Here is a 26,127-nt window from a genome sequence, read left to right on the forward strand (position 1 = left end):
TTTTCACGAAGTTCAGCTGTTTAGCACATACTATTTATATAAATCATTTTTAGTTATCGGAAAATTGGGCTTATTATAGTTTGACGATAATAAGCTAATTAGATTATCATAATTATAAATATCTTTTTTATGTATGCATATAATATATAAAAAGGTGGTTACTAATGTAGAATTTTATTAGAGTATAAGAATGCTTACTTCACTTGAATAAATTTAAGTAGGAGGTGGCTTCCTTGCTTACACTGTAAGTAAGGAAAAGTATTTGGACATATATAGTATAAGTATAGTGATTGTTTTAATTGCCTTAACGGCATTTTTCGTTGCAGCAGAATTTGCAATTGTTAAAGTGAGGAGTTCACGAATTGACTATTTAATTGCAGAAGGAAATAATCGTGCAATATCTGTCAAAACAATCATTACAAACTTAGACGAATATTTATCAGCTTGTCAATTAGGAATAACTGTTACAGCTCTTGGGATTGGGTGGTCGGGTAAACCTGCGCTAAAGCACATGTTTGATGTGTTGTTTGCAAATTGGAACGTCCCTACTCAACTCGCAGACATTTTAGCTATAATTTTAGTGTTTTTGTTTATCACATTTTTCCATGTGGTAGTAGGAGAGTTAGCTCCAAAAACATTTGCGATTCAAAAAGCAGAACAAGTGAGTTTCTTTGTTGCTAAGCCACTCATTTTGTTTTATCGTATTGCATTCCCATTCATTTGGATTTTAAATGGATCAGCTCGGTTAATTACAAAGTTTCTTGGGTTGAAACCACCAAAAGGGCATGATGAAGTGCATTCAGAAGAAGAATTGCGGTTGTTAGTTTCAGAAAGTTATAAAAATGGTGAGATTAATCAATCTGAATATAAGTATGTGAATAAAATATTTGAATTTGATGATCGTATTGCGAAAGAAATAATGGTACCACGAACAGAGATGAATATTTTAAATAAAGAAATGCCTGCTGAAGAGGCTTTACAAAAAATGTCTCATGAAAAATATACGAGGTATCCGGTTGTTGATGGTGATAAGGACCATGTAATAGGCTTTGTGAATTTTAAAGATATATTTACAGATTTTGTGAAGCACCGAGTTGTTAGTGAAAAGACAGTGGAGCAATATATTAGGCCAATTATTTTAGTTATTGAATCTATCCCAATTCATGATCTATTTTTAAAAATGCAAAGAGAAAGAACACATATCGCTATATTAATTGATGAATATGGTGGTACATCAGGTCTTGTAACCGTTGAAGATATTTTAGAAGAAATTGTAGGGGATATTCAAGATGAGTTCGATACTGATGAACAACCGGAAATCCAACAAGTTAGTGAGACGAAAACGATTTTAGAGGGAAAAGTACTTGTTAGTGAAGTGAACGCATTATTAGGTTTGGCTATTGACGACGATGATGTCGATACGATTGGCGGTTGGATCCTAACAAAAAATATTGAGATTTCCGAGGGCGATACCATTGAGATTGAAAATTATAAATTTTGCGTGAAAAAATTAGATGGACACTATATTAAGAGATTAGAAGTAACGAAACCTTCAGAATCGATTGTTATTGTAGGAGATGAAAAAAAGATTTCGCTCCAAGAACAAATTAGTTCGTAAACTCTGCTTTGTAGCAGAGTTTTTTTGAGCAAAATGTTTTTTGATGTATTAGGGCTATGATACAATTACACAAGTCAGACCTTTCACCAGGTGAAATAAATGAAATGTATTATTGTATACATATATTCGGAAGGAGAACCACTATGAAAAAACATTTATATATAAATGGGGTATGGAAATCAGTAGAGACGTATAAACCATTGTATGCACCATATTCTGAAGAAACATTAGCGGAGATTGCGCAAGGTACAGAAGATGATGTTAAGGAAGCAATAGTTTCGGCCAAAAATGCAATGAAAGAAATGAAAAAATTATCCGCATACGACCGTGCAACTATTTTAGAAAAGGTTGCACAAAAAATGGATGAGAGAAGAGAAGAGTTTGCAGAGATTATCGCAAAAGAAGCTGCAAAACCAATTCGTGCTGCACGGGGAGAAGTAGATCGCACTGTTCAAACATATAAGTTTGCAGCTGAAGAAGCGAAGCGAATATATGGTGAGACGTTACCATTAGATGCTGCACCAGGAGCAGGTGGCCGTATAGCGTATACAATTCGACAACCAATCGGGGTTATTGGTGCTATTACACCGTTTAATTTTCCACTTAATTTAGTAGCACATAAGGTAGGCCCAGCAATTGCGGCTGGAAATACTATTGTGCTAAAGCCTGCCGACCAAACGCCACTTTCTTCGTATGCATTGGTAGAATTATTTGAAGAAGCTGGTTTACCAAAGGGAGCTTTCAATATAATTTCTGGACCTGGATCTGTTGTAGGTGAGGCATTAGTAAAAGATGAGAACGTTGCTAGTATTACTTTTACAGGAAGTCCGAAAGTAGGTATTGGAATTAAGGCAAAAGCCGGGTTGAAACGAGTGACGTTAGAATTAGGATCGAACGCTGCAGTAATTATTGATGAAGATGTTGAATTGACAGACGAAATAATTGAACGTGTAAAATGGGGCGCGTTTGTGAATAATGGACAAGTTTGTATTTCAGTACAACGTGTTTTTGTGCATGAACGTAAAATGGAAGAGTTTATTACAAAATTAACGAAAGCAATGGAAAACGTTGTAGTAGGAGATCCGCTTCATGAAGAAACAGATGTATCAGCACTTATTTCAAAAAAAGATGTAGAACGTATAAATTCATGGGTGGAAGAGGCAGTTAAGGAAGGAGCTAATGTTGTATACGGTGGTAACAAACGTGATGCAAGGATTTTTGAACCAACTGTATTAACAAATGTTCCAGATTATGTATCTGTTCAGTGCCAAGAAGTATTTGGTCCACTTATGACTGTAAATACATTTAAAGAATTTGATGAGGCTTTAGAACAAGTAAATAATTCACGTTATGGATTACAAGCAGGTGTATTTACAAACAATCTATGTAAGGCAATGCGTGCAATTGATGAATTAGAAGTCGGTGGTGTCATGATTAATGATATTCCAACGTTCAGAGTAGATCATATGCCTTATGGCGGTGTGAAAGAGAGTGGAACAGGCCGTGAAGGGATTAAATATGCAATAGAAGAAATGACAGAAATGAAATTAGTGTGTATTAAAAAATAAAGTAGATCGAGCTTAAACACCGCAATAAAAAACGAGCAGGAAATGTTTACGATTCCATACTCGTTTTTTATTGTTTGTTTTACGTTTCTCGGAACGATTACATTTAATCAAGTGTACCTTTTACTTCATTTCTTGTTTGAAAATATCATCTTCGACATAAATATGTTCTTTATCTACAGCAGTGCTATGAGAGAGTACTAAACCGATTGGTGTTTCAGTACCTTTATTTTGAACAATTGTAAAAGGAATATTTTTTTCAGTTGCTAATTTAATGTATTTTGATAAATGTGGGTAAGCAATGCTTCCATTTAGGAATAGTTGTAATGATTGAGAAGAACGTATGTTACCCGTTACTTCTGTATACACATTACTTTGCATTACTTGACCGATTGTTAAAGCGATTTCTACACGCTCACGTAATGTAGTTAAGTACATATTACGTTCTTCTGGTTTGTTTTGCTTTTGGCCATATATGCCTTCTTGGAGATAGTCTTCCACATTTTTATTTACCATATTTTTCACACCTTTCACTTCTTATTGTACGCAAGAATTAAAAAGGATGCAAAAAAAAAGTAGTTTTGAACAGGAAAATAATTAAAAAAATGAGAAGAGAAAAGGGATATATGAATAAAACTTATTTAAATAAGAAAGGAAAAATAAATTTTATCAACAGAAATTAACAAAATGTGACAACAATCTATTAACGAAATGTATTTTTTGTGTTAATATTCAAAATATAAAGGGTATTCGTCGTATGGAAATGGAGGGAATGGAGGTTTTTCCAATCGATAAGGATATTAAAGAAGTATTTTGTTCGCACTTGAAAAACAACAGGCACCAATTCGTAGAGAACTGGAAAAACAAAATGATAATTTCCGAAAAAGATCCATTTAAACAAGAGGTAGTTCAAAATGGAGCGAATTTATTAGAGTTAATTATCGAACTCATTATGGAAGATAAAGACATTAATTATCTTCAGCCATTATGTGAGAAAATTGCCATTGAGCGTGCAGGGGCAGATGCGAATATTGGAGATTTTGTTTACAATGCAAATGTGGGAAGAAATGAACTTTTTGAAGCAATGTGCGAATTGGATGTAAGTGCTCGTGAACTGAAACCGATTATGGCCAAAATACATACTTGTTTTGACAAATTAATTTATTATACCGTTTTAAAATACTCAGAAATTATATCGAGAAATTTAGAAGAAAAACAGCAATATATAAATGAAACACATAAAGAAAGGCTTACGATTCTAGGGCAAATGTCGGCTAGTTTTGTGCATGAATTTCGTAATCCGCTAACTTCGATTATGGGATTTGTAAAGTTATTGAAGACAGATCACCCTAATCTATCGTATTTAGATATTATTTCACATGAATTAGATCAATTAAATTTTAGGATTTCGCAATTTTTACTTGTATCGAAAAAAGAAATGTGGAATGAATCTGAACGTTTTTGGGTAAATGACTTATTTCAAGATATTATACAATTCTTATATCCAAGTTTAGTTAATGCAAATGTTTTGATTGAAAAGAATTTGCCGTATCCTATTCCACTCGTTGGTTACCGGAGTGAAGTGAAGCAAGTAGTTTTAAATATTTTAATGAATTCGATTGATGCTCTTGAATCGGTGAAAGAAGAGCGGAAAATTATCATTGATGTATTTGAAGAAGATCAGGCTGTTCGCATTGTTATAAAAAATAATGGACCTATGATTCCAGCAGACAATGTAGAGACCATTTTTGAGCCATTTGTAACTACTAAAAAGCTAGGAACTGGTATTGGACTATTTGTATGTAAACAAATTGTAGAAAAACATAACGGATCCATATTGTGTCGTTCGGATAACGATTGGACAGAATTTCAAATTACGTTTCAAAAGTAAACAGTCTACACCATACGAATGGTGTAGACTGTTTTAATTTGTAAGTATAACGGTCTCTAATTTTGGATCCTCAGTTGAATAACCAACTATTGAAATTGTGTAAATTGTATTTGGTTCAACGTTGAATTTTGGAATGGTTAATAATACTTTTTTTGTATCAGCAAGTGAAACTTCAATATCTGCTGTACCAGGGCTAACTTGTAAAAAATCTGTTATTTGCTTAAAGAGTACATTTTCAAATAAATGATCCCCATCTTTTAAATTTACATTTACAACTGGAGTGTCTGGTGAAAAATGTGCAAACCGTATTTTTGCTTGACCAGATGGTAAATGAGTATTATCAAGAATGGGTTGTAATTGGAGATGATTATCGCTATTGATCGCTGCAAGGGTATAAGTGTGATTCCCCATTATTGGTACTAATGCTGAAAATATTGGAGTTTCGTTTCCGACAGGGACAATATCAATACGGTATTTACCTTGCACTAATGATAAATACGGACTGAATTGTTTAAAAGAAATATTTTTAATAACCTTTTGTCCGTTTATTATAATATCAACTGCTGGTGTATGGGGAGCTGTGTGGAAGATTCTCATATGTGACGGTAAAGTCGCTTCTTGTGAATCCCTCTTTTCATATGCTTGTACAAGTTTTGTAATTGCATCATAGTATTTCATATAGAGTTCTACATATTTTTTAGGATTGCTATATTGATAGTAACGAGCGAGCTGTTCGTAACGTGCAGCTTCTTGGCCGTATTTTTCAATTTCGGATTGAGTCATGAACATTCCTCCTTTATCATCATTACAAATATATGCGAAGCTAGAAAGAGGTTATGCAAAAAACTTGCCTTTCTAGAAAGAAAAGTTAAAATGGGGATTTTTTTATTTATAGGCAAACACACATACAAATCGATAATTGTCCTACATAAATTATAAAGGAAAGGTAGTTTGACTTTGATGGAAGGAGTGGAACCATTGGGATGGGGATATCCCCATAGTTATTTGGAATGAAGTTATGGAGGATTTGGTGCTATAGGCTGTGGGACGAATTATGGATTTGTATTATGAGTATTGCTATTAATTTTAGTGATGCGTTGGATAAGGTAATACCGATAAAAGAGCGTCGTGCCGAACTGATTAATATGGTTAATCGGTTCTTTTTTTATTGTTCTAAATAGGTGGTACTATTTGTTAAGAAATAGTTACGATAAATGAGGTGGAGTAAAATGTCGAATTTTGTTTGAAAATATGCAATATAAAGTAGGATAATAGGAAGGAGAATAACGGGAGTTCCGTCGAAGTTTACACAATGTCAGCAATTGAGGGAAGTTGATATTATATTAAAAAAATATTCAATTTGCTGTTATCTTAAATTAGGAAGGGGTATTTAAGCGTACAGGTAAGGTTGGTCTTCATTTTAAGTTCTGAATTTTCTGTTTTCGAAATAATATTTAGCAGTCATTTGTATATTTTATAATAGTTTTTTGATAAATTCACTGCTTTTGCAGAGGATTCTTTTTTATGAAAGAAACGTCAATTTTCTTCATATACATATACAAATTGGAGAAATGGGGGAGCGCTATGCGCGATTACTTAATTAAACCACTTGTTGGTCAGCCGTATCCGATGATTTCACATGGAAAAGGTGTGTATTTGTATGATCAAAACGGAAATAAATATTTTGATGGTTCGTCTGGAGCGATTACGGCAGGTATTGGACATGGCGTAGCAGAGATAGCAGAAGTTATTAAAAAACAGGCAGAGGAGATCGCTTTCGTTTATAGATCACAGTTTACGAGTGAACCAGCTGAAAAATTAGCGAAGAAGTTAAGTGATTTATGTGTAGGAGATTTGAACTGGAGCTTTTTTGTGAATAGTGGTACGGAAGCAAATGAAACAGCTATGAAAATCGCAATTCAGCATTTTCAGGAGCGTGGCATTCAAGGGAAACATAAAATTTTGTCACGGTGGATGAGCTATCACGGGATTACAATGGGAGCTTTATCTATGTCTGGGCATCCACTGCGCAGACAACGTTTCGTTTCTATTTTGGAAGATTATCCGACTATTCCAGCTCCATACTGTTTTAGATGTCCTGTACAAAAGGTATATCCAACATGTCAACTTTCTTGTGCGACTGAACTAGAAAGAGCGATTGATCGAATTGGTGCAGAACATATTGCAGCTTTTATTGCTGAACCGATTATCGGAGCTGCTGGAGGCGCGGTTGTCCCGCCGAAAGAATATTATAAAGTAATTAAAGATATTTGTAGTCATTACGATATATTATTTATTGCGGATGAAGTAATGACTGGACTTGGTCGTACTGGTGCATGGTTTGCTATGGAGCACTGGGGTGTAGAACCGGATATTATGACGCTTGGTAAGGGGCTAGGAGCGGGTTATACACCAATGGCAGCGACAATAGTAAGTGACCGTGTTATGGAGCCGATTTTACATGGATCACGTTCTGTAATGAGTGGGCATACGCTTAGTGCAAATCCATTGTCTGCAGCAACGGCTTTAGCTGTTATTGAATATATGGAGAAACATAATTTACCTGAAAAAACAGCAGAAAAGGGAGAGTATTTATTAAAAGGTTTGCAGAAAGTTCAGCAACAATCGACAATCATTGCCGATGTGCGTGGAAAAGGATTGCTAATTGGAATAGAATTGCAACCGTTTACAAAAGCATCGGAGCTTATTTCAGTTGCTGCTAAAAATGGACTGCTCTTATACCAAGCTGTTTCAGGGCAAGCAGGAAAAGAGGATAGTGCACTGCTTGTTGCACCACCAATGACAACTACATATTCCGAGTTAGATGAATTACTTTCAATTTTTGTAAAGAGCGTGGAAGAGATGATGCAAAAAGGAGGGCATAGTATCGCATGACAACTATTACAAATACATTCGGTAAATTAAAAGAAATAGAGGAAGTAATTTCTTTGTTCCATGATGATATGACATTAATGTTTGGGGGATTTGGAGGAATCGGATCCCCTCCATCTTTAATTCAAGCTGTTTTAGATAAAGGCATTACAAATTTAAATTTAATAGGAAATGATACTGGATTTGCTGATGTAGGAATCGGTCGTCTTGTTACGAATGAAAGGGTTAAATCTTTAGTTACTTCTCATATTGGGTCAAATCCAAATGCGGGAAGACAATTAAATGAAGGAAGATTGCAAATTGAATTCTCTCCGCAAGGAACACTCGCAGAGCGTATTCGCGCTGGTGGTGTAGGGCTTGGTGGTATTTTAGTTGACGTTGGTGTTGATACGATTGTAGAAGAAGGAAAGCGCACAGTTGAAATGAATGGAAAGACATATTTAGTTGAAACAGCTTTAACGGCTGAAGTCGCAATTGTATATGCGAAAAAGGCGGATCCATTTGGAAATCTTGTATTTGATAAAAGCGCTCGTAATATGAATCCTCACGTAGCTATGGCTGGTGACATAACGATTGTAGAAGCAGAAGAAATTGTTCCACTTGGAAGTTTAGATCCAGAAGAAATTGTCGTCCCAGGTGTATTTGTAAATTATATCGTGCCATCGGAAGGAGTGAATTGGAAATGGGTATGGGCGTAGAAGTAAGAGATAAGATTGCAAGACGTGCAGCAAAAGAAATTCAGAATGGTATGCTTGTAAATTTAGGTATTGGAATTCCATCGCTTGTACCGAATCATTTGCCAGAAGATATGAATGTTATGTTTCATGCAGAAAACGGTATTGTTGGTATGGGACCAACGCCAAGTAAAGGGAATGAAGATGAGAATTTATGTAACGCAGCTGGTTTACCAACATCTCTTATTACAGGAGCAAGTTATTTTGATAGCTGCATGGCGTTTGGCATGATTCGAAAAGGATTACTTGATGTTACGATACTTGGTTCGTTACAAGTAAGTGAAAATGGTGATTTAGCGAACTGGATTGTACCAGGAAAACGCGTTCCAGGTATTGGAGGAGCGATGGATTTAGCGCAAAAAGCGAAGCGGGTCGTTGTTGTGATGAATCATGTTGATAAATACGGAAATGCAAAGATTGTTTCGGAATGTACATTGCCATTAACTTCGAAAAAATGTGTAGATTTAATTATTACAGACATGGCTGTCATGGAAGTGACCCAAAGAGGACTTGTCTTACAAGAATTAATGAGTCCATATACTGTAGAAGATGTAAAACGACATACGACAGCTGATTTTCATATAAGCTCAAATTTACTAGTAATTGAATGAGGGGAGTTGTAATATATGGAGCAATTAAAAAAACAAGTTTGTGATTATATTGAGGGTCATGAAGAAGAGAGTGTAAAATTTTTAACACGATTAATTCAAGAAAAGAGCGTATCTGGTGATGAAAGTGGTGCGCAGGCAATTGTTATTGAAAAGTTGCGTGAGTTAGGTCTAGATCTTGATATTTGGGAGCCTGCTTTTAATGAAATGAAAGATCACCCTTATTTCGTATCACCTCGTATAAGTTTTACAGATAGCCCGAACATTGTAGCGACTTTAAAAGGAAGTGGCGAAGGGAAATCTATGATTTTAAACGGGCATATTGATGTCGTGCCAGAAGGGGATGTAAATCAGTGGGACCATCATCCATATAGTGGAGAGAAAATAGGAAACCGCATATATGGACGTGGAACAACAGATATGAAAGGCGGCAATGTCTCACTTATGCTTGCGATGGAAGCGATTATTGAATCTGGTATTGAACTAAAAGGTGATATACATTTTCAAAGTGTAATAGAAGAAGAGAGCGGTGGGGCAGGAACATTAGCTGCTATTTTACGAGGATATAAGGCAGATGGCGTTATTATTCCTGAGCCGACGAATATGAAGTTTTTTCCGAAACAACAAGGATCAATGTGGTTTCGTCTACATATAAAAGGAAAAGCAGCACACGGTGGTACACGTTATGAGGGAGTAAGTGCAATTGAAAAAAGTATGTTTGTTGTAGAGCATTTGAGAAAATTAGAAGAGAAGAGAAATGGTAGAATTACAGATCCGTTATTTAAGGGGATTCCGATTCCAATTCCAATTAACGTTGGGAAAATTGAAGGGGGAAGCTGGCCAAGTTCTGTTCCCGATTCATTAATTTTAGAAGGAAGATGTGGTATTGCGCCGAATGAGACTATAGAGGCAGCAAAAGAAGAGTTTGAGGGCTGGATTGGTGAATTAAAAGATGTGGATAGTTGGTTTGTAAAAAATCCTGTAGAAGTAGAATGGTTTGGGGCTAGATGGGTTCCTGGTGAACTAGAAGAAAATCATCCACTTATTACAACGCTTCAACATAACTTTGTTGAAATCGAAGGGAACGAGCCGATTATAGAAGCTTCGCCATGGGGAACAGATGGAGGTTTGTTCACACAAATCGCTAACGTACCCACGATAGTATTTGGTCCAGGAGAGACGAAAGTAGCACACTATCCAAACGAATATATAGAAGTTGATAAAATGATTGCTGCCGCAAAAATAATTGCATGTACATTACTAGATTGGTGTGAGGTGAAAAAATGAAATACTATGAATCTTTTAGTGAACAGACAAAGCATTATACAGTAGAAGGGGTTTTAGATTATTTTAATAAACGTATTAGAGTTGATCACTATACAGGAAATGTTGAAAGCATCATACAAACAATCGATGAATTAGCAAAGAAACATTCTTTCACTAAATGTATTATTAAAGGAAAGGGAGAGCATGTTTCAACATGGCTCTCTTTCGGTTTCTTACTGGAAGCAACGATACCTCATTATTTTCAAGGGCACGATGCGCACTTCTTCGTGAAATATCATAATGATGAAAGACGAAATAGTATTCATTGGACTGAGGAAGATACTATTTTAAGTGGTGTAAAAGAAAAAGAAGTGAAAGAAAAAATAGTCCCAGAGGAATTTGTGTTAAGAAAAGCGACAGAAGAGGATGCGGAAGAATTAGCAATTGTCTTTGGAAAAGTATTTGAAGTTTATCCGACACCTTTAAATGATGGGAATTATGTAAAGCAGACGATGAAGGAAGACGATACAATTTACTATGTTTATGAATTCGAGGGGAAAATTATTAGTACAGCATCTGCTGAAATGAACGTGAAAGAAGGTAATGCAGAATTAACGAATTGTGCTACATTACCTGAATATCGAAAACATGGTTTCATGAAAAGTCTGTTAATTAAATTGGAGGAAGAGCTCCAAGAAAAATCTATTTTTTGTTCTTATACAATTGCTCGCTCGCTATCTTTCGGTATGAATGCAGCCTTTCATCAATTAGGCTATACATATACGGGAAGGCTTGCGAATAATTGCTACATTTTTGATAAGTTGGAAGATATGAATATATGGGTGAAAGATTTATCCAGCTATTCGAAAGCAGTAAGACTCCCGCCTCAAAATTCGGCTGTAAAGCAAAGAAGTTAGGTGGGAGTCGGGTGAATAAAGCCCCACTGATTAAAGTGTCACTTAACCATAAATAAGCAATAAAAATATATACACATTTCATCAAAATAGTAGAACGGAATCGTCATGCTTATAATCGCACAGAGGGTGCCGGAAATTCGGCGATGAATTTGCTGGATTTTCGGCAAAAGGGGGGATGACATTGCTAGCAGTTTCGACACAGGAAGTCATTGAAGCGATTTTGGGCAGTATAGATGAGGCCATACATGCAGTAGATGAAAATGGGATGACAATCTTTTATAATACAGTTGCTGCAAAACATGATGGATCTAAAATTGAAAATGTGCTAGGAAAGCATTTATTAGAAGCATTCCCGTCATTATCCAGAGAAACAAGTACGTTGATGAAAGTATTAGATACAAAAAAACCAATCGTACACCAAGTTCAACATTACCAAAATTTAAATGGGGAAGACGTTTGTACGGTCAATACAACGTTACCTATTTTAATAGATGGAAATATTGCTGGTGCTGTAGAAATTGCGAAAGATTATTCTACTATTCAAAAGCTTACTGATACGATTGTAGATCTACAATCGAAAATAAAACGATCGACTAGCAAAAAAACGGTGAAAAAGCATGTTGCATTCGAGACAATTGTAACTGATGATTCCCGCTTTAAACAGACGAAAGAGTTAGCACAAAAAGTAGCGCCAACCGATGCGAATGTTTTAATATATGGTGAAACTGGAACGGGGAAAGAGCTATTTGTGCAAGCGATTCATGAAGCTTCTAAACGAAAAAATAAGCCGTTTATTGCACAAAACTGTGCAGCTTTGCCAGAGTCGCTATTAGAAAGTTTGCTGTTTGGCACGACAAAAGGTAGTTATACAGGGGCAATCGAACGAGCAGGATTATTTGAACTTGTAGATGGAGGGACATTATTTTTAGATGAACTGAATTCAATGCCGCTTGATTTACAAGCAAAAATGCTACGTGTATTAGAAGATGGAGTTATTCGTCGCATTGGTGATAATAAGACGAGAAAAGTAGATGTCCGCGTTATTACTGCAATGAATCAGCCTCCAGAAGTATGTTTAAGAGAAAATAAAATTCGCACTGATTTATACTATCGATTAAATGTGTTTTCATTATATATCCCGCCGCTTCGCGAAAGAACTGAGGATGTACTCTTATTAGCGTCTTACTTTTTGAAAGAATATAATAAAAGTTATAAAAAAGGTGTACTTCAAATTGATAAGGAAGCGAAAGAAAGATTACAAGCTTATCAATGGCCTGGAAATGTTCGTGAGTTAAAGCATACGATTGAACATGCTGTCATTATTACAGAAGGGAATTCGTTAACAGCAAATTGCTTGCCACGAACATTTAGGAAAGAGAAAATTCAGGAGAAGAAAAGTATATTACCACTTAGGGAAGCTCTACATCAAACGGAAAAAGAATTAATAGATCAAGCGTTAATTGAAACGGAAGGTAATATTTTGCAAGCAGCAAAAATGTTAGGTATTCCGCGTCAAACGCTTCAATATAAACTGAGCAAGTACGACAAAACCGCCGAATAATCGGCGGTTTTTGTGTGTTTGCACCAATAAAAGAGCGTTTACATATATAACAAGTAATGAATATGATAGTAAATATCGTTTTAGTACAGCACTTAAAAATATTTATTCTCTTATATAATAGGGTATTTCTAGCATTTACTTATCAAGAATATGAAGTTGGCATAATTATTGCTTATATAAAGGATGAGCGTATAAAAAGGGGGAATAGCAATGTTACATGATGTATACAAACCAAATCGTCACTGGAAGGATATTGAATTATGGAAAGATGTTACAGAAGAACAATGGAATGATTGGGTTTGGCAATTAACGAATACGATCAAAACTTTAGATGATTTAAAGAAAGTAATTAACTTAACACCTGACGAAGAAGAAGGCGTTAAAATTTCAACGAAAACGATCCCGTTAAACATTACACCGTACTATGCTTGGCTAATGAATCCTGATGACCCACGCTGTCCGATTCGGATGCAATCAGTACCGATTTCGGAAGAGTTATATAAAACAAAATATGATTTAGAAGATCCTCTCCATGAAGATGAAGATTCACCAGTTCCAGGATTAACTCATCGTTATCCAGACCGTGTACTATTTTTAGTAACGAATCAATGTTCTATGTATTGTCGTTACTGTACACGTCGTCGTTTTAGTGGACAAATTGGAATGGGCGTACCGAAAAAGCAATTAGATGATGCGATTGCTTATATTAGTGAAACACCACAAGTACGTGACGTTTTAATTTCTGGCGGTGATGGACTTCTAATTAATGATAAAATTTTAGAATATGTATTAAAGAATTTACGAGCAATCCCGCATGTCGAGATTATTCGTATCGGAACGAGAGCACCAGTTGTATTCCCACAGCGTATTACAGAAAACCTGTGTAACATAATTAAAAAATACCATCCAGTATGGTTAAATACGCATTTTAACACTTCTATTGAGATTACAGAAGAATCGAAACTAGCATGTGAAATGCTTGCAAATGCAGGTGTTCCAATTGGAAACCAAGCTGTAATTTTAGCTGGAATTAATGACAGCGTTCCAATTATGAAAAAACTTATGCATGATTTAGTGAAAATTCGTGTTCGTCCATATTACATTTATCAATGTGATTTATCAGAAGGTATCGGTCATTTCCGTGCACCAGTTTCGAAAGGTCTTGAAATTATTGAAGGCTTACGTGGACATACGTCTGGTTATGCAGTACCAACTTTCGTTGTCGATGCACCGGGTGGAGGCGGAAAAATTGCGCTTCAGCCAAACTATTTAATTTCACAAAGTGCGGATAAAGTTGTTCTTCGTAACTTTGAAGGGGTTATTACAACGTATCCAGAACCAGAAAACTATATCCCAGGAAGAGCAGAAGGCTACTTTAAAGAAATTTATCCGACTTATGAAGAGAAACGTTCTGATATCGGCGTTGCAGGATTGATGAGTGATAAGAAATTTAATCTTGTTCCAGATGATTTACAACGTATGAATCGCCGCAAAGATTATGAAGTCAATGAAACGCATGCTTCTTTAAAAGATAAACGTGATAAGCGTGATCAATTAAAAGATAAAAAATATCAAGCACAAATAGCAAAGTTAGATGATGACAAAAAAAATGAGGGTGACGTAGTATGAATTGTATGTGGTGTGACAGTACAGAAGCGAAAGAAAGCTTGAATACTGTATATTGGGAATTACCAGATGGTACGAAAGCCATTGAAATCCAAGAGACACCATGTATTACTTGTTCCTCATGTGGAATGGACTATCAAGCGGACCATACTGTAAAAGAAATTGAAGATCAGTTGTTTTTAATTTATACGAAAGATTTGCCAAAACAACTAACATACGAAGAGTTAATGGGAAGACCACGTTTATTAAAAAGGAATTATTTCGACTTCTAACCAGCTTTTATGCTGGTTTTTTTCTTTTTTGCCTTGTATAATGTACCCAAGTTAGAAAGGTAGGGAATATTTTTGAAAAAGACATTTTACCATTATATGATGAAGCACCGTGCAGCTTTATTTAAAAATGAAATATCAGATTTAGCAGAGGCGATGTATGATGATTTAAGTTTTCCGAAGCAATCTGAAGACTATGATGTAATTAGTTCATACTTAGAGTTAAGTGGAATGCTAGAAAGTATGTCTATATTTGATGATGCATGGGATTTATATATACAAGAGAGATAACGATATGAAGTTTTAGGAAAATGAAAGCATAATGAATACATTACTTTGAAAGAAGTGAAGTATTCATTATGCTTTTTTATTTACAATACGTCTTGCTGTTAGAACATAAATGAAAAGTGAAAGCTAGTTTAAATACTAGCTTTTTTAAGTTATATACAAATTCTACTTTTTTATTGAAAAAATTTATGAATATAAGCTTCTGTGATAAGCGTTTTTATGTAGATTGCATATACTGTTATCAAAATCACGACGTTTAAAAAAGGAGAGATATTGATGGCAAGGAAAAAACAACCTAAATATAACGTAGGGGACATAGTCGTGATTACGCTATATGGAACCGTTGGGAAAGTTACAAATATGAAAGTTTTAGATGGAGTTTACGTATACGAAGTAAATAATCACGATGGGTTTTACGTTGAACAAACTTTGCAGCATGTAACAGAGCAGGAAATGAAAAAGGGCGACACAGAGTGGATTGAATTAAATTATAACTTTACTTTTGGTGATCTCGTGCAAGTAACTGGATATGATAAAGATGTTTTTCGTATTGTTGGTTTTCGTACAGAAGTATGGAGATATAAAAATGATGCATGGGAAGATACTATATATGAATTGTCACGAATTACTGATGGTGAATGGTTAGAAGCTGATGAATCAGATTTAACATTACTTGCCAATGCACAAACGGCAAATGCAATTTTGAAGAAAATGAAACAAGATAAAGCTGGTATGAATAAATTGGATTTAGGAAAATTGAAGTCGATTAACAATTCGAAAAAAGTAAGTGTAAAGACGAATCGCCAAGAAATTATTGATGGGTTATTAGATATTTATAATGATTATCATTTATTATTCGATACATTTAAAGATGAAGAATATAAAATTGTTATGGATGTTGTTCAAAATTATTTAGTTAAATTGACAGAGAAAAAATAGTTAACTAGAAAGAGAGAATAAATTGAACAACAACATATGCAGTATAAGGTATGCCTACAATTATTAAAAAAATAAAAAGCCATTTAATAAGAGAGTCTGCCCATTGATCTTCATGCATGAACTCTTCTTTTGTTTGCCCTACTTCTTGATCTACTTCATATTGGTATTCCATTATTATTTCCCCCTTTGGATAGCTTGTACTAACATCGTATGCCCTTTACCTACATGATATGACTTATAAAAAAAGAAAAACTATTTTTCTAATCTCATATACATAATTTTGAGATTTTTTCATAAAACAGAAATAAAGGAGTGATGCTCATGAAGGAAATTGAAGTCGTAATTGACACGGAAGAGATTGCGGAGTTTTTTTATGAGCGACTAATTGAAAGAGGGTACGTTCCAAAAAGAGAAGAAATTGAGGACCTGGCAGATATTACATTTGAGTATTTATTAGAGAAATGCATGATTGATGAAGTTTTTGATGAAGAGGAAGATTGAAAGTAACGGCGGGCTTAACTCGTCGTTTTTTACTCTTTACAAACTTGTCACAAATATAGACAAGAATTGTTGGTATAATTAAAAGAAAATTTTATACAAGAGGTGAAGGGATGTTCAAAAAAATTATTGATTCTTTATTAGGAAAGAAAAAACATCGTTCGTATTCAAGTAGTGATTATCGTCATAGAGGGCGCTCATATTCAAGTAGCGATAATAAACGACGTTCATCTGGTTATGGGCATCAGCATTATAAAAGAAAACGTAAAAGCCGTAGTTTCTTTTCAAGTAGCTGATGAAATGGCGTCGTATACTAGCTTTATTTGATAGACCACTGCGAAAAAATACAATCGTTGCAGAGCGTTATAAGATTGAATCAGTAATTGGAATGGGCAGTTATGGGGTTACATATATCGTTAATGATTTGCAAATAAATAAATATAAAGTCTTAAAACAATTAAGGCAAAGTAAACAAAGATATGAGTCTGGTAGAAAATCATTTGAGCAAGAGAAAGTGATTTTACAAACATTAAATCATGCGTCAATTCCTAACCTACATGATTATTTCATATGGGAGAAAAAGAACTTTTTGGTGATGGAGTATATGCCGGGGGAAAATTTCGAAGATTGTATTTTCTTAGATGGCCAAGTATATGATGAACGTGAAGTTTTTGGAATTTTATATGAAGTACTAGGAATTGTTTCGTATTTTCATAGTAAAGGTATCATTCACCGAGATTTACGTATTCCAAACATATTAATGAAAGAAAATCAGATTAGTATTATTGATTTTGGATTGGCTAAATTGAAAGGTGAGGGTGATGAGCGTGCTATAACTTATGAAGGTGAACAAGCTTTGATGCGAGAAGTTCACTTTCGTAGCGATTTTTATGCGCTCGGTCATTTCGTATTATTTTTATTGTATGCTAGTTATGAATCGACTGAAAAAAAGGAAAAACCGTGGTATGAAGAGTTAACGCTGGAAGAATATAATCGCGACATGCTAATGCGAATGTTACAAATGAAAGCGCCTTACTATGAAAATGTACAAGATTTGAAAAAAGATGTAGCTTACGCTTTAGAAAGGATGGAGACTTCATGTTTCAAAAGTTTTTAGCAAGCGTTGGTATTGGTAGTGCAAAAGTAGATACTGTTCTTGAAAAAGATGAGTATATAGTTGGAGAAGAGATAGTAGGGAAGGTTCATATAACTGGAGGTTCAATTAGCCAAGAAATTGAAAGCATTTACTTAACGTTGTCGACGTCATATGTAAGAGAAGTGGATGATAAAAAAGTAACGGCAACGTATGATTTGGAGCGAGTTCGTTTAACAGATCCATTTTCTGTAGAGCCAAATGAAAAAGTGGAAATTCCATTTTCGTTTTTAATGCCAATTGAAGTACCACTAACACTTGGAATGAAAACGGTTTGGGTTCATACAGGCCTTGATATTAAACGTAGTATTGATCCAAGTGACCGTGATTATATTCAAGTGTTGCCGAATGCGCTATTGAACAGTGTATTAAATAGTGTAAATCAATTAGGTTTTAAAGCGCGTCATGTAGAATGCGAAGAATTACCGTATCGATTACGTAAGCAAGTTCCATTCGCGCAAGAATTTGAGTTTATTCCAGTTTCCGGAGAGTATTATGGGAAATTAGATGAATTAGAATTATTAATTTTGCCAAGTGCCCACGACCGATTAGAAATTATTATGGAAGTAGATAGAAAATCACGTGGATTGGCTGGTTTATTCGCAGAAGCGCTTGATCTTGATGAGAAGGTTATTCGCTTTACAGTAACAAACGAAGATATTCCAACGATGCAGCAAAAAATTAACAATAATATTTTTTAATAAACTATGCATAAAAAAGAAATGGAGAGGAAAACTAAAACAACCGCTCCATTTTTTTGCATAGTGAGGTTATGTATGTGAAACGATACCGACATTTATACTTGTTAAGTTGTACACTACTCATTTGTTTTGTCGCACTATCACTTTCGTATCATACCGCTTGTATTGAAAAATTTGATAATGTAGTCGCACACTTTATTCAAAGTTTCCGAAACGAGTATTTGACAACCTATTTTACTTGGGTGTCCTTTATCGGTTCAAAAAGAATATATTTCCCGTTACTCATTATACTTGTAATGTATTTTCTTCTTAGAAAAAAAATATTAAGTGCATTACTTCTAACAATTAATTATTACGGATCACGTTATTTGAACAGTATGCTCAAACTATGGTATGAACGAGCACGACCTGATGTGACGCAGCTTGTTACAGCAACTGGATATAGCTTTCCGAGCGGTCATACGATGAATGCTACTGCTTTTTTAGGATTTATTGCATACGTCACAATTACAGAAGATCGTATTTCATTGCATAAAAAGTTGCTGATTATTTTTATAGCAAGCTTCGTTGTATTATCTATTTCAGTTAGCCGAATTTATCTTGGCGTGCACTATCCATCTGACATATTAGCCGGATGGGCAGCGGGCGGTAGCTGGCTCGTTTTATGTATTATATTTCATAAGGCGTTCATTAAAAAAGAACCTATGTCATAATAGGTTCTTTTTGCATGGGCTCCACATGAATATGAGCATGGTAAATTCCGAATTTTTTTCGAAGCATATCTTCAATATTGTCAGTAATACAATGGCTTTCGCTAACATCCATTCGAGCATCTACTTCAATTGTAATATCCACATACGTTTGGTTCCCATACATACGAGCACGAATATCTACAATATGTTCTACACCTGAAATATGCCCGATAGCATCAGCGTATTCATCCATTTTTTCAGGATCAATTCCATCCGTTAGCATATGAGAAGCTTCTACGAAAATTTCCCACGCAGTCTTACAAATAATAAGACCGACAAGTAAAGCAGCAATAGGGTCCAAAATAGGCATTTGGAACTGTGCTCCGACTATACCTACTACTGTACCAATACTTACAAGAGCATCTGATAAATTATCTTTTGCAGCAGCCTCTAATGATTTACTTTTTGTTCGCATTGCAATCTTTTTCGTATACTTGTATACACCGTACATAACGACAGCAGAAAATAAAGCCACCCATGCAGCAAGTACATTAGGTGCTGCTTGTTTCGGATTGAAAAACGATTGAATTGCACTAATAACAACTTCTAATCCGACCGTTGCCATAATAAAGGAAGCAACAAGTGATGCGATTTGTTCTGCACGCGAATGCCCATATGGATGATCTGGGTCACGAGGCTTACGAGAAATTTTCAGGCCAATTAATATTGCTAAAGAAGCACCAATATCCGTTAAGTTATTCAAACCGTCAGCACGTAATGCGCTAGAGAGGGTAATATAACTGATGATGATTTTCATAGAGGATAAAAATATGTAGGCTATAATGCTGACAATAGCACCTTTATCAGCTTCTTTATGAGAAAGAGAATCCATTTTAATCACTCGCCTTTCTACAAGGAATTTCTTTCTATACATAGAGTATCAAACGAAACTCGTGTGGGTCTATACAAACATTGTTGACGTTTTATAGCTTTTTAAGAAGGGGATAACAAAGTTTCGTTAAGGAAAAATATGTTGAAAAGTACAAAGTAGAAATTTATCCCGCTATTTGAGGGCAGTAAGACCCCCACCTCAAAATTCAGTTGGAGCAAAGAAGTTAGGTGGGAGTGGGGCTGCCCGTAAACGCCCGATTGGTGAAGGCTAATAATCAGTGGGGGATGAACAAAACCCCCACTGATTAAAGTTTCACTTTATTAAACAAGTAATGATGATTATGGCAAATGGAAAGAGGGCGAGAATAACGATTCTCAAAAATTTTTTCATATATATTTTTCGCAAAATGACTCTTTGTAATTCCTCGTGTGAGTAATATATAAGAAATGATAACAAAATTCTTCAATAAGAAGAGGAGAAAGCATTATAATATTTACTTTCCAGAAAGAGAACAAAGGTAAAGAACAATTTGAAAACGAAAAAACCTCTGATGATTTTTCAGAGGTTTTTCGTTTCTTAGTATGCTTCTAAAAACTCAGTAACTTGCTCTTCCGTTTTTGCATTTGCACTATGTAAGTGACCTAACTTTTCGCCATTTTGATATACAAGTAGGCTTGGAATACCCATTACTTGATACTCTTCAGCAATACTTGGGAACTCATCTTTATTAATAGAATACCATTCAAATTTATTGAACTCTTCCATTACATCTCCGATAAAGTTGTCCATACGCACGCAATCTGGGCACCATGTAGTAAAGAACTTAACAACTACTGGCTCCTCGCTTGCGATGATGTCTTTGAATTCTTGTTCAGCTTTGATTTCTTTCATGTTTGTTTCTCCTTTTTCACTTATAATATTTGGGGTTATTTAGGCGGTGTTTTTGCCTAGAAACGAAAACTTCTAACAAAAGTTTTTCTTTCCGAATAATTCGTTTGCAAATTGATCCACCGCAGTTTCCTGAAGTCCTGGTACAATATGTGAGTAGGTGTCCAAGGTGATACCTACTTTTTTGTGTCCTAATCGTTCACTCACAATCTTCGGATGTATACCTTGCTTTAACATAATCCTCAGATCATGGAACCGAATATCGGGAACCTCACTTTTCTTTATAAGCTTTTTCCAGAGCTGTGTCAAACTTCTGAAACGGCAGACCAAATCGTAGTCATTATAGCTTTCATCATATCGCTCTTTTTCCTCAGAGATTTTTTGCAGATGGTCATTTAGTGCCATTAAAGTAATGGCAGGTAAAATCAGCAATCTCTTTCCATTGTAGACCTAAGATTTCACCTTTACGTATTCCACATGTAATAGCAAGAAGATAAGCGATATAATAACGGTTTTCTTTTGCATGTTCTAAAAAACGAAGATCTTCTTCATCGGTTAAAAAACCAGGGGGGTAACGCTGATTTAGTGGAGAGAGCTCATTATATCACTCTTTCGGAGGAGGTGAGTTAGGATGCGGAAATGGTTAAAGAAACTATTTTCGCAAAAACGCCCACCCTGCATTGTTTGTGAGGAACAAGAAGGTGAGCTTCAATTAAATAGAACTGATAGGATTTGTGAAAATTGTGCCCAAATTATGCATGGAAAAGGTATTGAAAGAGATGGATAGTACCCTTTACACCTTATTCCATATATAAAAAAGCTGGTTAGCTTCTGATTCAAGCGCTATTAAATGATCATTATTAATAGAGTTATTCGTATACATTCTGTTCTTTTGGATGTTAAGAACCGTATAATTCACATCGTTATGTTCATCTAAAAATGTTGATTCATTTAATAATGTCAGTGTTGAGTTGATGTTGTATTTATCAATTCGCTCTTTTTTTCCTTTGAAATATAGTTTGATAAGATGCGGCTCATCATTAATGAGCAGACGATTAAATTATCTGATATCCAATGTGATTTTCCTGGATCGAACCAAGAGACGTCGTTGTTTTTAATAAATTTTTTGTACTGCTTTATGACATCGATATAGTTTTGCTTTTTCTTTTGATCAACCGTTTGCACTAATGTTTTGAAACATTCAAAAGGTAGTTCATTTTGATGAAATTTAATAACAGTGTCTCGTAATTGTTTCCAGTAATCAAAAGCTGGTTGGTATTCAGGTTGAGATTTTAGATTTTTTACAAAGTTTGTTTTAGCTGCACTACTTTTCAGTGTGAAGTCTAAAAATTGTGTAAGTCCTACTTTAATTTCTGCCATGTTACACCCCCTTTCCAAACATTACTAATTCGATAATGGAAAGGGAAATCCTGCATTTTTTAAGGAGGTGAGCTAGATGCTAGAAAACCAGATGTCCATGCACAATGGCTATGGTAAAGCTGATCCACAGGAGCAAGAAGGTATCATGACAATGTCTATCGATGCCGAAAAGTTACAAGATGATGCCATAAGTCGATTCCAAGCGTACGGGATTTAAAGGTACAACGCAGAAATGCAATCCTGCAGCATCCTGAATACCCGTGGATGCTTGCAAATGTAGACCGATTGATTGTCGGTGAAAAGATTGGCCTTGAATGCGAAAAATCGCCGGAATATTTCGGGAAAGAGTGAGGGTCAAAAGAAGGAAGGTGAACAAAAACGCTATTTGAATAAAAGCTAGTGGACTAGTTTTTAACACTCACTGAAATTAAGAATCATAACATACTTTGTAATAACTTATATGGAAGTGAGTTGAATAATAATGTTTTATTCATATTTTGATACCCGAGATAGAATGCGTCCGTATGGTACGGCGGGTATTACGTATAGCGGAGCACAAACTACAATTCAAGCTGTTCAACAAGCGTTACAAGCACAGCAGCAAATGCAACAAATACAGCAAGGCATACAACCGTACTATCCATCTATGGAGTATTATTACCCAATGCATCATATTACACCATACGGAATTTCTGTTTCAACAATTCCATATGGAACTGTATACAATTTATAAAAATATGCGGGGGAATAAATTTAAGTATTTATATAAGAGCGCAAGTACAGAGCGCCCTTATAAGAAATGATTCGTATCTAGGGAACAATTATAAAATTTTAGATATTGGAATGAGAATGTTACAACCTCATGAGTTATATGCAACGCAAGGATTCTTAAGTGGGGGATATTATTTTTCCAAAATGAAAGGTGACGATTAGAATGATGAGAGAGGAATTTGGCAAAAATTATTGCCAAGTGTTTATAAATTTTGGATGCTTTCCTAAAATGGCAAAGAGTAACTCTTACCTTATTCCTTGTCCATAGAATACACAAAACTCTTATGTTTGTACAGGTCAATAATTTACAATAATAATGTTTGTGATTTATGGACTATTTTTTTAAAAAAGGCTCTACCTTATGGTAGGGCCTTTTAGTTAAAGGTGTTATTGGTAATATATTAAAATAAGTTCATAAATACTTGATAAGCAACACCTAGAGTTAATACGATAGCTAACAGTTGTGCTACCCATCTCGGTGCATTTAAATTTAGTAAAAGGGAATGACATATATTAAATGTAATGCCGAGTGTTAAAAGAATTGCGATAAGATATAAAATTAATAGGAATAAAGGTTGCTCTATGGAGCCGAAGTCAATTTTGGATGGATTCATGTAATATTTACCTCGTTTTATATTATTATATTAATATAATAATGAAAAATACAAGGAATTGGAAGAGTAATGTAATAAATACTATAAAAGAAAATTTGAAGTTATGGATGGAGTAGATAAAATAATCTTTGAAAGACTATTCAAAGCCAACATTTGTTTAAGTTTAATATACAAGAACGAATGTTCTTGGTATACTGGAAAATAAAAAAGGTGCGTTTACATGACAAATTTTAGTAATATAATTAAAAAACTAGATGAAATGATTTACAAACCTAATAATCTATTAATTACTAAAAGAAAAGAAGAAAAGCAAAATTCAGAATATGCAGGTGGGGTATTCCATCTAAATAATAGAAGCATCCGATTTAGGGTATCAAAAATTACGCCTAATAAGATGGGACAATTTGTTTCTTTTTGGGAGAAGAATGCCTCCATGAGCAATCAGGCATTTTCTTATGATTCAGCTCCTAACCTTTTAGTTATCACTTGTATAGCGGATAATAAACTAGGACAATTTATTTTTCCAAAAGAGATTCTTCTAAAAGAAAAAATATTAAAAACTCAAAACCAAAAAGGGAAAATGGCTATGAGGGTTTACCCTATTTGGGATAAGCCTGTTAGTAATCAAGCTAAGAAGAGTCAACTGTGGCAACTTCATTATTTTGTCGATTTAAGTGATACTGAAAATGTAGCTACAGATAAATTATTAAACTTATATTCATAGTGCATAATAAGAAAAGAGTTTTTTGGAATATTCAATGTTTTTCATAGATGGATATTTGGAAATGCTAACAGGATAGCCCGTTAAGTAAAGAATAAAAAAGGAGCATACAAATAAAGTATGCTCAAAAAAAGATAGGCTTTATGAGTGGAGAATCTCCATACGATAATATATGCTCATTTCATTAATATGTGTAAAATATCAACAAAATATCAATAGAATATCAATTAATGAGTTATTTTAGTTTTTTAGTGAAGTCATGTTTTTGTGAAATGAAAAAAGAGCCGTTTCTTTTGAAAGATGCGGCTCTTTTTATTACTTCGTTATCGTACTGTTCGAAACGATAAATCATAAAATTATACGATTAATAATTTGATAATGATCGGACTTCAGTTATATATTTCTTAAAGTCTGGATATTGAGATACAGTTTGGCAGGTAGGGGTGAGTAGTTGATTAATTAAAGATACATTTGTAATTACTTCGTTACAAGGACCGTAGAATGTAACTTTTAGCTTTGAATTCGGGGGAACTTTGAATACGATAGGGATTTTTTTCATTAAATAAACTCCTTATTTATAAAAGGTTTATGTGTTAATCTTCTTTTGAATGTGAAGACATTTAAATATAATATGTAAATTTAGTGTAGTTGCTTATTATAGATGCCATATTAGTACATGGCATCTATAATAAGCATATTACTTGAAGCTAGGAAAGGAAAGAAACATAGAATACTTTCCTTAAATTGCTTCATTACTATAAATAATGAATGTAAGAAAATAGTATATATGCCTTATGCAATTTTAAAGTTGTTACATATTATGGTGATAAGAATTGTATAAGGAGGTAGAATGCAAGAAAATGTACAAGTTGAGCTTTTACCACCGTGGATTACGTATTTTAATGAGCTTAAAAATTCTATAGGTGCTGATCCAACTGTAACAGTTGGTCCACTTATTCCAGTTGGTGGGAATTTTATTATTTTAGTACAAGCTATGAGTAATGAAAAAGCGATAGCATTAGCTACGCTTCTTAAACCGTTCGTGGAATTTGGAAATGTAAGTGTAACGGTTGTTGTTAGTAACGAAGAAAGTGTGATTGTAAATCCGCTTCCATGTCCACTAGATGCATTTGAAATTGCACATTTATTTCAAGTAGCGTTAGAAAATAATCCTTATTTTCAACAAGTTGTTGTACAACCACAGCTACCAGGTGGAGCGAATGTTATTTTTCCAGTTTTTGCTGCGAAAGTTATTCAATTTTTTAACGATGATATTTCAAACCTTTGTCAAACGTTTACAGGTGTTGCTGCCAATGTATTTCATGATGTAATGAACGACGTTGTGTGCGATATCCCTATTTTATTCTCTACAAGCTGCGTTACAAGCACTGGTGATGTACGATTTGTTATTGAAGGGAATATACAAAATAAGGATATAACACCAAAACTGTATTATTAAAATGTGAAAAGACATTTTCCTGAATCGAAAATGTCTTTTTCTTGTACATAAAGAAAAAAATAACTAGACAGCTTTTATTATTTAGCTGCCTAGTTACAGGGAGATTGAAAAATATTGGAGGTCAGTTATGAGTATAAGCTAAAATAGCTTACATATAGTATGCACACTATTTATAGTTTTATCC

Annotated in this window: 31 protein-coding genes and 2 pseudogenes; 24 read left to right on the forward strand and 9 right to left on the reverse strand. The window is 34.5% G+C overall.

Features of this window, described 5'->3' with window-relative positions; translation table 11 throughout:
* The first annotated feature begins 262 nt into the window (after window positions 1-262).
* Window positions 263-1,618: a hemolysin family protein gene (locus DET63_RS21515; RefSeq protein ID WP_113937802.1), complete on the forward strand. Its 1,356-nt coding sequence runs from the start codon at window positions 263-265 to the stop codon at window positions 1,616-1,618.
* Window positions 1,619-1,761: 143 nt separating this feature from the next.
* Window positions 1,762-3,186 (forward strand): aldehyde dehydrogenase family protein, encoded by a 1,425-nt coding sequence (locus tag DET63_RS21520; protein ID WP_002012663.1) that lies wholly within the window; start codon window positions 1,762-1,764, stop codon window positions 3,184-3,186.
* A gap of 120 nt (window positions 3,187-3,306) precedes the next feature.
* On the opposite strand, the gene DET63_RS21525 is transcribed toward DET63_RS21520, so the two are convergent.
* Window positions 3,307-3,699 (reverse strand): YueI family protein, encoded by a 393-nt coding sequence (locus DET63_RS21525; RefSeq protein ID WP_002085811.1) that lies wholly within the window; start codon window positions 3,697-3,699, stop codon window positions 3,307-3,309.
* 241 nt (window positions 3,700-3,940) lie between these two features.
* Between DET63_RS21525 and DET63_RS21530 the strand changes: the two genes are divergently transcribed.
* The gene (locus DET63_RS21530) at window positions 3,941-5,074 is read left to right on the forward strand and encodes a BA2291 family sporulation histidine kinase (protein ID WP_337460022.1); all 1,134 of its coding nucleotides are present in this window, start codon (window positions 3,941-3,943) and stop codon (window positions 5,072-5,074) included.
* 33 nt (window positions 5,075-5,107) lie between these two features.
* Here the strand turns inward: DET63_RS21530 and DET63_RS21535 are convergent, their stop codons facing one another.
* Window positions 5,108-5,857, reverse strand: a complete 750-nt coding sequence (locus tag DET63_RS21535) for a DUF4397 domain-containing protein (protein ID WP_113937803.1) — start codon at window positions 5,855-5,857, stop codon at window positions 5,108-5,110.
* An 801-nt stretch (window positions 5,858-6,658) separates the two neighbouring features.
* Between DET63_RS21535 and DET63_RS21540 the strand changes: the two genes are divergently transcribed.
* The 10 genes from DET63_RS21540 (at window position 6,659) to DET63_RS21585 (ending at window position 16,174) form a co-directional block, all read left to right on the forward strand.
* Window positions 6,659-7,969 carry an aspartate aminotransferase family protein gene (locus DET63_RS21540; protein ID WP_002136137.1) on the forward strand — a complete coding sequence of 437 codons (1,311 nt, stop codon included), beginning with the start codon at window positions 6,659-6,661 and terminating at the stop codon, window positions 7,967-7,969.
* Window positions 7,966-8,664, forward strand: coding sequence for an acetate CoA-transferase subunit alpha (gene atoD, locus DET63_RS21545; protein WP_113937804.1), 699 nt, complete (start codon window positions 7,966-7,968; stop codon window positions 8,662-8,664). Before DET63_RS21540 ends, atoD begins: the two co-directional genes overlap by 4 nt.
* Window positions 8,649-9,311, forward strand: a complete 663-nt coding sequence (locus tag DET63_RS21550; protein WP_002127246.1) for a CoA transferase subunit B — start codon at window positions 8,649-8,651, stop codon at window positions 9,309-9,311. The genes atoD and DET63_RS21550 overlap by 16 nt, the downstream gene beginning before the upstream one ends.
* Before the next feature lie 15 nt (window positions 9,312-9,326).
* The gene (locus DET63_RS21555) at window positions 9,327-10,595 is read left to right on the forward strand and encodes a peptidase (protein WP_085310907.1); all 1,269 of its coding nucleotides are present in this window, start codon (window positions 9,327-9,329) and stop codon (window positions 10,593-10,595) included.
* On the forward strand, window positions 10,592-11,491 hold the full coding sequence (gene ablB, locus DET63_RS21560; RefSeq protein ID WP_002085802.1) for a putative beta-lysine N-acetyltransferase: 900 nt from the start codon (window positions 10,592-10,594) through the stop codon (window positions 11,489-11,491). Before DET63_RS21555 ends, ablB begins: the two co-directional genes overlap by 4 nt.
* A gap of 175 nt (window positions 11,492-11,666) precedes the next feature.
* Window positions 11,667-13,052 carry an arginine utilization transcriptional regulator RocR gene (gene rocR, locus DET63_RS21565; protein ID WP_142675689.1) on the forward strand — a complete coding sequence of 462 codons (1,386 nt, stop codon included), beginning with the start codon at window positions 11,667-11,669 and terminating at the stop codon, window positions 13,050-13,052.
* Window positions 13,053-13,262: 210 nt separating this feature from the next.
* Window positions 13,263-14,681: a lysine 2,3-aminomutase gene (gene kamA / locus DET63_RS21570; RefSeq protein ID WP_002012651.1), complete on the forward strand. Its 1,419-nt coding sequence runs from the start codon at window positions 13,263-13,265 to the stop codon at window positions 14,679-14,681.
* The gene (locus tag DET63_RS21575) at window positions 14,678-14,950 is read left to right on the forward strand and encodes a YokU family protein (RefSeq protein ID WP_002085797.1); all 273 of its coding nucleotides are present in this window, start codon (window positions 14,678-14,680) and stop codon (window positions 14,948-14,950) included. The genes kamA and DET63_RS21575 overlap by 4 nt, the downstream gene beginning before the upstream one ends.
* 72 nt (window positions 14,951-15,022) lie before the next feature.
* Window positions 15,023-15,238, forward strand: a complete 216-nt coding sequence (locus DET63_RS21580; RefSeq protein WP_002085796.1) for a YozE family protein — start codon at window positions 15,023-15,025, stop codon at window positions 15,236-15,238.
* 273 nt (window positions 15,239-15,511) lie between these two features.
* Window positions 15,512-16,174, forward strand: coding sequence for a hypothetical protein (locus DET63_RS21585; protein WP_002012647.1), 663 nt, complete (start codon window positions 15,512-15,514; stop codon window positions 16,172-16,174).
* A gap of 4 nt (window positions 16,175-16,178) precedes the next feature.
* On the opposite strand, the gene DET63_RS21590 is transcribed toward DET63_RS21585, so the two are convergent.
* Complete coding sequence (locus DET63_RS21590) at window positions 16,179-16,346, reverse strand: DUF3930 family protein (RefSeq protein WP_000456534.1); 168 nt, start codon at window positions 16,344-16,346, stop codon at window positions 16,179-16,181.
* A gap of 149 nt (window positions 16,347-16,495) precedes the next feature.
* On the opposite strand from DET63_RS21590, the gene DET63_RS21595 reads away from it, so the two are divergent.
* The 5 genes from DET63_RS21595 (at window position 16,496) to DET63_RS21615 (ending at window position 19,239) form a co-directional block, all read left to right on the forward strand.
* Window positions 16,496-16,675, forward strand: coding sequence for a YozD family protein (locus tag DET63_RS21595; RefSeq protein WP_002012644.1), 180 nt, complete (start codon window positions 16,496-16,498; stop codon window positions 16,673-16,675).
* Between the two features lie 110 nt (window positions 16,676-16,785).
* A complete protein-coding gene (locus DET63_RS21600) occupies window positions 16,786-16,968 on the forward strand; it encodes a hypothetical protein (protein WP_002141661.1) in 183 nt (60 codons plus the stop codon).
* Window positions 16,968-17,789, forward strand: a complete 822-nt coding sequence (locus tag DET63_RS21605) for a serine/threonine protein kinase (protein WP_113937806.1) — start codon at window positions 16,968-16,970, stop codon at window positions 17,787-17,789. Before DET63_RS21600 ends, DET63_RS21605 begins: the two co-directional genes overlap by 1 nt.
* Entirely contained in the window at window positions 17,771-18,526 is a 756-nt protein-coding gene (locus DET63_RS21610) for a sporulation protein (RefSeq protein WP_113937807.1), read from the forward strand. The genes DET63_RS21605 and DET63_RS21610 overlap by 19 nt, the downstream gene beginning before the upstream one ends.
* Before the next feature lie 77 nt (window positions 18,527-18,603).
* Window positions 18,604-19,239 carry a phosphatase PAP2 family protein gene (locus tag DET63_RS21615; protein WP_002127255.1) on the forward strand — a complete coding sequence of 212 codons (636 nt, stop codon included), beginning with the start codon at window positions 18,604-18,606 and terminating at the stop codon, window positions 19,237-19,239.
* On the opposite strand, the gene DET63_RS21620 is transcribed toward DET63_RS21615, so the two are convergent.
* The 3 genes from DET63_RS21620 to DET63_RS21630 all read right to left on the reverse strand — a co-directional run bounded on the left by DET63_RS21620 (window position 19,229) and on the right by DET63_RS21630 (window position 21,430).
* Window positions 19,229-20,110 carry a cation diffusion facilitator family transporter gene (locus DET63_RS21620; protein WP_002085782.1) on the reverse strand — a complete coding sequence of 294 codons (882 nt, stop codon included), beginning with the start codon at window positions 20,108-20,110 and terminating at the stop codon, window positions 19,229-19,231. The two genes, DET63_RS21615 and DET63_RS21620, sit on opposite strands and share 11 nt — an antisense overlap.
* Before the next feature lie 576 nt (window positions 20,111-20,686).
* Complete coding sequence (locus DET63_RS21625) at window positions 20,687-21,001, reverse strand: thioredoxin family protein (RefSeq protein WP_002012639.1); 315 nt, start codon at window positions 20,999-21,001, stop codon at window positions 20,687-20,689.
* 72 nt (window positions 21,002-21,073) lie between these two features.
* A complete protein-coding gene (locus DET63_RS21630) occupies window positions 21,074-21,430 on the reverse strand; it encodes a site-specific integrase (RefSeq protein ID WP_113937808.1) in 357 nt (118 codons plus the stop codon).
* Window positions 21,431-21,629: 199 nt separating this feature from the next.
* On the opposite strand from DET63_RS21630, the gene DET63_RS30360 reads away from it, so the two are divergent.
* Window positions 21,630-21,785, forward strand: coding sequence for a hypothetical protein (locus DET63_RS30360; RefSeq protein ID WP_181777945.1), 156 nt, complete (start codon window positions 21,630-21,632; stop codon window positions 21,783-21,785).
* Window positions 21,786-21,791: 6 nt separating this feature from the next.
* On the opposite strand, the pseudogene DET63_RS21635 reads toward DET63_RS30360, so the two are convergent.
* A pseudogene (locus tag DET63_RS21635) lies at window positions 21,792-22,378 on the reverse strand (hypothetical protein).
* Window positions 22,379-22,454: 76 nt separating this feature from the next.
* Between DET63_RS21635 and DET63_RS30365 the strand changes: the two are divergent.
* The 3 genes and pseudogenes from DET63_RS30365 (at window position 22,455) to DET63_RS21640 (ending at window position 23,111) form a co-directional block, all read left to right on the forward strand.
* Window positions 22,455-22,595, forward strand: coding sequence for a hypothetical protein (locus DET63_RS30365; protein ID WP_181777946.1), 141 nt, complete (start codon window positions 22,455-22,457; stop codon window positions 22,593-22,595).
* Window positions 22,592-22,726: pseudogene (locus DET63_RS31070) on the forward strand (YqaJ viral recombinase family protein); the annotation flags it as partial. The gene DET63_RS30365 and the pseudogene DET63_RS31070, both read left to right, overlap by 4 nt.
* 133 nt (window positions 22,727-22,859) lie before the next feature.
* Complete coding sequence (locus DET63_RS21640; RefSeq protein ID WP_002127261.1) at window positions 22,860-23,111, forward strand: DUF3947 family protein; 252 nt, start codon at window positions 22,860-22,862, stop codon at window positions 23,109-23,111.
* A gap of 439 nt (window positions 23,112-23,550) precedes the next feature.
* On the opposite strand, the gene DET63_RS21645 is transcribed toward DET63_RS21640, so the two are convergent.
* Window positions 23,551-23,763, reverse strand: a complete 213-nt coding sequence (locus DET63_RS21645; RefSeq protein WP_113937809.1) for a hypothetical protein — start codon at window positions 23,761-23,763, stop codon at window positions 23,551-23,553.
* Between the two features lie 220 nt (window positions 23,764-23,983).
* Here DET63_RS21645 and DET63_RS21650 point away from each other — a divergent pair, with 220 nt between their 5' ends.
* Window positions 23,984-24,487, forward strand: a complete 504-nt coding sequence (locus DET63_RS21650; RefSeq protein ID WP_113937810.1) for a MepB family protein — start codon at window positions 23,984-23,986, stop codon at window positions 24,485-24,487.
* 361 nt (window positions 24,488-24,848) lie between these two features.
* Here DET63_RS21650 and DET63_RS21655 read toward each other — a convergent pair whose 3' ends face one another.
* The gene (locus tag DET63_RS21655) at window positions 24,849-25,043 is read right to left on the reverse strand and encodes a hypothetical protein (protein ID WP_113937811.1); all 195 of its coding nucleotides are present in this window, start codon (window positions 25,041-25,043) and stop codon (window positions 24,849-24,851) included.
* 291 nt (window positions 25,044-25,334) lie between these two features.
* On the opposite strand from DET63_RS21655, the gene DET63_RS21660 reads away from it, so the two are divergent.
* Window positions 25,335-25,943: a hypothetical protein gene (locus tag DET63_RS21660; protein ID WP_113937812.1), complete on the forward strand. Its 609-nt coding sequence runs from the start codon at window positions 25,335-25,337 to the stop codon at window positions 25,941-25,943.
* Window positions 25,944-26,127 lie beyond the last annotated feature (184 nt).

Origin of the sequence: Bacillus sp. DB-2 (assembly GCF_003315125.1) — a bacterium.
Classification (GTDB): domain Bacteria; phylum Bacillota; class Bacilli; order Bacillales; family Bacillaceae_G; genus Bacillus_A; species Bacillus_A mycoides.

Excerpts from the sequence above, each read along its gene's own strand:
- DET63_RS21520 (WP_002012663.1), top strand. The coding sequence starts at position 1,762 with ATGAAAAAACATTTATATATAAATGGGGTATGGAAATCAGTAGAGACG.
- DET63_RS21525 (WP_002085811.1), bottom strand. The coding sequence starts at position 3,699 with ATGGTAAATAAAAATGTGGAAGACTATCTCCAAGAAGGCATATATGGC.
- DET63_RS21530 (WP_337460022.1), top strand. The coding sequence starts at position 3,941 with ATGGAAATGGAGGGAATGGAGGTTTTTCCAATCGATAAGGATATTAAA.
- DET63_RS21535 (WP_113937803.1), bottom strand. The coding sequence starts at position 5,857 with ATGACTCAATCCGAAATTGAAAAATACGGCCAAGAAGCTGCACGTTAC.
- DET63_RS21540 (WP_002136137.1), top strand. The coding sequence starts at position 6,659 with ATGCGCGATTACTTAATTAAACCACTTGTTGGTCAGCCGTATCCGATG.
- atoD (WP_113937804.1), top strand. The coding sequence starts at position 7,966 with ATGACAACTATTACAAATACATTCGGTAAATTAAAAGAAATAGAGGAA.
- DET63_RS21550 (WP_002127246.1), top strand. The coding sequence starts at position 8,649 with ATGGGTATGGGCGTAGAAGTAAGAGATAAGATTGCAAGACGTGCAGCA.
- DET63_RS21555 (WP_085310907.1), top strand. The coding sequence starts at position 9,327 with ATGGAGCAATTAAAAAAACAAGTTTGTGATTATATTGAGGGTCATGAA.
- ablB (WP_002085802.1), top strand. The coding sequence starts at position 10,592 with ATGAAATACTATGAATCTTTTAGTGAACAGACAAAGCATTATACAGTA.
- rocR (WP_142675689.1), top strand. The coding sequence starts at position 11,667 with ATGACATTGCTAGCAGTTTCGACACAGGAAGTCATTGAAGCGATTTTG.
- kamA (WP_002012651.1), top strand. The coding sequence starts at position 13,263 with ATGTTACATGATGTATACAAACCAAATCGTCACTGGAAGGATATTGAA.
- DET63_RS21575 (WP_002085797.1), top strand. The coding sequence starts at position 14,678 with ATGAATTGTATGTGGTGTGACAGTACAGAAGCGAAAGAAAGCTTGAAT.
- DET63_RS21585 (WP_002012647.1), top strand. The coding sequence starts at position 15,512 with ATGGCAAGGAAAAAACAACCTAAATATAACGTAGGGGACATAGTCGTG.
- DET63_RS21590 (WP_000456534.1), bottom strand. The coding sequence starts at position 16,346 with ATGGAATACCAATATGAAGTAGATCAAGAAGTAGGGCAAACAAAAGAA.
- DET63_RS21595 (WP_002012644.1), top strand. The coding sequence starts at position 16,496 with ATGAAGGAAATTGAAGTCGTAATTGACACGGAAGAGATTGCGGAGTTT.
- DET63_RS21600 (WP_002141661.1), top strand. The coding sequence starts at position 16,786 with ATGTTCAAAAAAATTATTGATTCTTTATTAGGAAAGAAAAAACATCGT.
- DET63_RS21605 (WP_113937806.1), top strand. The coding sequence starts at position 16,968 with ATGAAATGGCGTCGTATACTAGCTTTATTTGATAGACCACTGCGAAAA.
- DET63_RS21610 (WP_113937807.1), top strand. The coding sequence starts at position 17,771 with ATGTTTCAAAAGTTTTTAGCAAGCGTTGGTATTGGTAGTGCAAAAGTA.
- DET63_RS21620 (WP_002085782.1), bottom strand. The coding sequence starts at position 20,110 with ATGGATTCTCTTTCTCATAAAGAAGCTGATAAAGGTGCTATTGTCAGC.
- DET63_RS21625 (WP_002012639.1), bottom strand. The coding sequence starts at position 21,001 with ATGAAAGAAATCAAAGCTGAACAAGAATTCAAAGACATCATCGCAAGC.
- DET63_RS30360 (WP_181777945.1), top strand. The coding sequence starts at position 21,630 with ATGCGGAAATGGTTAAAGAAACTATTTTCGCAAAAACGCCCACCCTGC.
- DET63_RS30365 (WP_181777946.1), top strand. The coding sequence starts at position 22,455 with ATGCTAGAAAACCAGATGTCCATGCACAATGGCTATGGTAAAGCTGAT.
- DET63_RS21640 (WP_002127261.1), top strand. The coding sequence starts at position 22,860 with ATGTTTTATTCATATTTTGATACCCGAGATAGAATGCGTCCGTATGGT.
- DET63_RS21645 (WP_113937809.1), bottom strand. The coding sequence starts at position 23,763 with ATGAATCCATCCAAAATTGACTTCGGCTCCATAGAGCAACCTTTATTC.
- DET63_RS21650 (WP_113937810.1), top strand. The coding sequence starts at position 23,984 with ATGACAAATTTTAGTAATATAATTAAAAAACTAGATGAAATGATTTAC.
- DET63_RS21655 (WP_113937811.1), bottom strand. The coding sequence starts at position 25,043 with ATGAAAAAAATCCCTATCGTATTCAAAGTTCCCCCGAATTCAAAGCTA.
- DET63_RS21660 (WP_113937812.1), top strand. The coding sequence starts at position 25,335 with ATGCAAGAAAATGTACAAGTTGAGCTTTTACCACCGTGGATTACGTAT.